The following is a 3,648-nucleotide window of genomic DNA, read 5'->3' as shown; positions in this document are numbered from 1 at the left end:
TGTCGCTTTCCTGCTCCAGCACGGTCATGGCGTCGGTGGAACGCAGCACTTCAGCGGCCAGACGCTCGATCTGAACGATGGCTTCGGCCACCACCTTGTCGCCAGCGCGGGCTTCTTTATCGGCGGTTGACGCGGCTTCCGAGGCTTGTTCGGCGTTGCGGGCGACTTCGGCGACCGTTGCCGACATTTCGTGCATGGCGGTGGCCACCTGGTCGGTCTCGACCTTCTGGCTGTTGACGCCGGCGCTGGTCTGTTCGGTGACGGCCGACAGTTCTTCGGCTGCGCTGGCGATCTGCACCACGCTGTCACGAATGCCGCCGATCAGGTTGCGCAAGGTGCTGCCCATGCGCTGGATGCCTTGTTGCAACACACCCAGTTCATCGCGACGGGTCACGGTCATGGTGTGAGTGAGATCGCCGGAGGCAATGCGCTCGACGACTGCCAGGGTTTCGCGCAACGGGCGGGTGATTTGTCGGGTGATGATCACGGCAGCCAGAACGCCAAGGATCAACGCCAATAAGGTGCAGATCAGCTGCGTGTTGCGTGCATCGGCGCTTTCGCTGTCGCGACGATCTAGCTGGATTTTGTACATATCGTCGCTGAGCTGGACGATGGTTTGACCTTGAGCGGTCATTTCCTTGCGCGCCGTGCCGATGTCATTGGTCGCTGCCTTGAAGGCTTGCAGGGCTTTGCGATAGTTGGTCAGAGCGGTTTCCAGCTGCTTGACGCGATCAGCCTGGCTGCCGCTGAACACCGAGTTGAGCTGTTGCAGGCCTTGCACGGCGGCGTCGAGCTGGCCGATAGCCTTCTGCTCGTTTTCAGCGGTGGCGTTACCGGTAAAACCGCGTGTTTCGTAGCGCGCCAGCATCAAGTCTTCCCTGGCCTTGGTGATGGTCTGATATTGCTCGAAACGCCGCTCGTCATCGACGGGCAACTTCAAGACATCGCCACTGATCTGCGCGATCAGCGCCGAAGCATTTTCGGCGTTGGCGCCCATATCGGCGCGTACGAGGTTGCTGGCCTTGTAGCCATTGCGCATGTTGTTCAGCGACTTTTCATACTCGGCAATGACGGTGCTCAGCTGTTCCAGGAGTTTGACGTTCTCAGGACTCTTGAAACTCTTGAGCAGTTTTTGCTGCTGGGCCTTAAAGCCATCCAGCGCAACCTGCACGGTCTGGGCAACGGTATCGTCGCCGTCAGCGACCATGTATTGCAGGCGCGTCACCCGTAGCTTGGTCAGTTGGGCGTTGAGTGTGGTGATGTCACTCATCCAGTTACTGCGATCAATGAGTTTGCTCAGACTGTTCCAGCCAGTCAAAGCGAGGATGGCAGTAAAAAAGAGTACAAGACCGAATCCCAAGGCCAACTTCATATTGACGCTGACATTAGCGAACCAGTTATTCATCGACTTCCTCCAGGAATGTCTATTTTTTCAAATGGGCAGCTGGAAGATTGTTTTTTTAGGCCAGCAGGCAAATACCTGCTCAACCTATCGGCGGCGAATGGAATAGCTGAACGGGGAATTGGCAAAAAGTGGCCAGCGGTTGCTGGTGGTATATCAGGAGGTCGAAGACCTAGTGTTTCAGGGCCGATCAACCGCCTCAGGCCTTGCCCACGTGAGTACGTACTGGCAGGTTGCGCGCATAGGGTGATCGGTAGGGTGCCTTGTTCAATGCCTGCGCAAGTTCATCGTCCGTGTTGCAGGCAATTTCCAGTGCCAGCTTCATGATCTCGATGTCCTTCTCCAGCGGTTTGATGGCCGTCACGCCGGGCTGCGAGAAGCAGCCGTGGGTCAGCGGTCCCATCCAGGGCTCGTTGATTTCCACCCATGGGCCGGGCTCAAACCAGTCGACACCCAGCAAGCGACGCCGCACGATCTGGCCCGGATGAACGCGTTGATGGGCATCGAACCAGTCTTCCAGCCGCTCGTCGATCCAGCCGTGGAAACACCAGAACAGCGGATTGACGTGGGATGAAAACGAGTCGACGAGACAGTCGTATTCCGGCGCGAACCACCGATTCGAGAAGTCCGCAGGTTCCCGGCCGGCGGGCACCGGGCTGCCATTGATCGGATCACGGGGAATGCTCGCCCAGCGTATATGCAGCCAGTCGTGTAGACCCAGTTCCAGCTCCGTGCCGAATTGCCCCAGCGTCACGCGGGATAAATAGTCGGCATCGCGATAACGGGAATCCCACATCTGGAAGTTGGTGTGGAAGGTTTCCGGGCTTTTGATCAGTTCGACGCCTTCGGTGAATTTCTCGTCCGAAGGCGTCAGCCACGTGGGCGGGACCGAGCAGCCATCGACGTTTTCGAAGTAACGGGCAAAGCCGGCCCAATCCTGCTCTGCCGCTGGCTGGGGCAGGGGAAAGTGACGCCACGCGGGGGGCGCGTTCAAGGGGCGGGCAATGGTCAGCATGTGGCGGTGCATGAAGAAAAAATCGACCCCCGAGCCATTGCGATCCATATTGCGCCCCCGGGCATGGCGTTCCGCACCCAGCGGACCGGGCTGCCAGCCTAAACCGCGCAATGCATTGCGGCGCGTTTCGGAAAGTTCGTGCCAGAGGTCCCGGGAAGCGTGCCACAGCTGATGGTACAAGCGGTTTTCCGGAGCGGTCGCCCAGGCCACGAATTCGGGGCTGGTGGCAATCCGGTAATGAGCTTTGGGAAACGCGTGCTTGAGCGCCATGAAGCCCAGCTTCGGGCCCGTCATGCCTGTTTGCGGATCGACGGGCTGAATGTGCCCGGCAAGCACATCGGTCCCCATGGCATCCAGTGTGGCCTGCGCCTCATCGAGGGTAACCGTGAACTCATAGCGGGGCGCATAACGCGCCGAGTCCCGGTCCAGAAGTCGCCAGCGAATGAGTGCGGGCGAGGCGCCCACCAGGTCGCCGATGACCTTGTAGCGAGGAAGCGCCGGGGCCCGGAGATTTTCCGGGGTGTCGATAAACCCCCGCAGCGCCCGTCCGCGTTCTGCCGAGTCCAGGAGCAGCTCCAGTCCGTCGGCCGGCAATCCGTACAGACCTTCGGCGTCGCCGGTTATTTTCACTGTCCAGATGCCACGCAGACGGCTGCTCAGACGTTGAATAGAAATATCGGCCGTTTCGACTCGCGCCTGGGGTGGCGTTCCGTCGCGCTTTTCAAGATAAGCACGGACCTTGCGGCCCCCGAAATATCCCGCAGGGACCAGGGCACTGGTAATTGCCAATCCGGCCAGGACAGTACGTCGAGTCAATTGCATCCCAATATTCCTTTATCAAGATCAGCCGTTGTCCTTGTTGAAACACCAGCCGGTATGACGCCGGATACGGGTATTCAAGACGTTATGGCTTACTGGAAATCAGGAATAGTCGTTTTATTGACTGTTTACAAGGATTGTAAATTAACGCCAAGTTATTGGCTTTTATGCGCGCGCGTTGGGGTTTTTGTGATGAAGACAGGACGCTGGGAAAGTCTTCGGAGCTCTTATTCCGGGGTGTCTGGGCGAAACCTTGATGATCGGGATAACTGTTAAGTTTATGAAACAGTATAAGCCGTCAGGAAACACTTGATGCCAAAAACAATTAAGCCCGGCAAAAGCCGGGCTGGAGAAGAGCAGGGAAGGGATCAGCTCAAACGGTTTGCACCAACGTGATCGGCACCATCAGCAG

At 58.1% G+C, this 3,648-nt stretch carries 2 protein-coding genes; both read right to left on the bottom strand.

The features are described from left to right. A partial coding sequence (locus tag CFII64_RS08370) for a methyl-accepting chemotaxis protein (RefSeq protein WP_020290356.1) occupies window positions 1–1,405 on the bottom strand: 1,405 nt, incomplete at its 3' end. A 196-nt stretch (window positions 1,406–1,601) separates the two neighbouring features. After that, window positions 1,602–3,239, bottom strand: a complete 1,638-nt coding sequence (locus tag CFII64_RS08365) for a hypothetical protein (RefSeq protein ID WP_020290355.1) — start codon at window positions 3,237–3,239, stop codon at window positions 1,602–1,604. Window positions 3,240–3,648 lie beyond the last annotated feature (409 nt).

The organism is Pseudomonas sp. CFII64 (assembly GCF_000416235.1).
GTDB lineage: Bacteria > Pseudomonadota > Gammaproteobacteria > Pseudomonadales > Pseudomonadaceae > Aquipseudomonas.
Note: the sequence above shows the minus strand (reverse complement) of the source record. Positions and strands in the feature narration are given on the sequence as shown.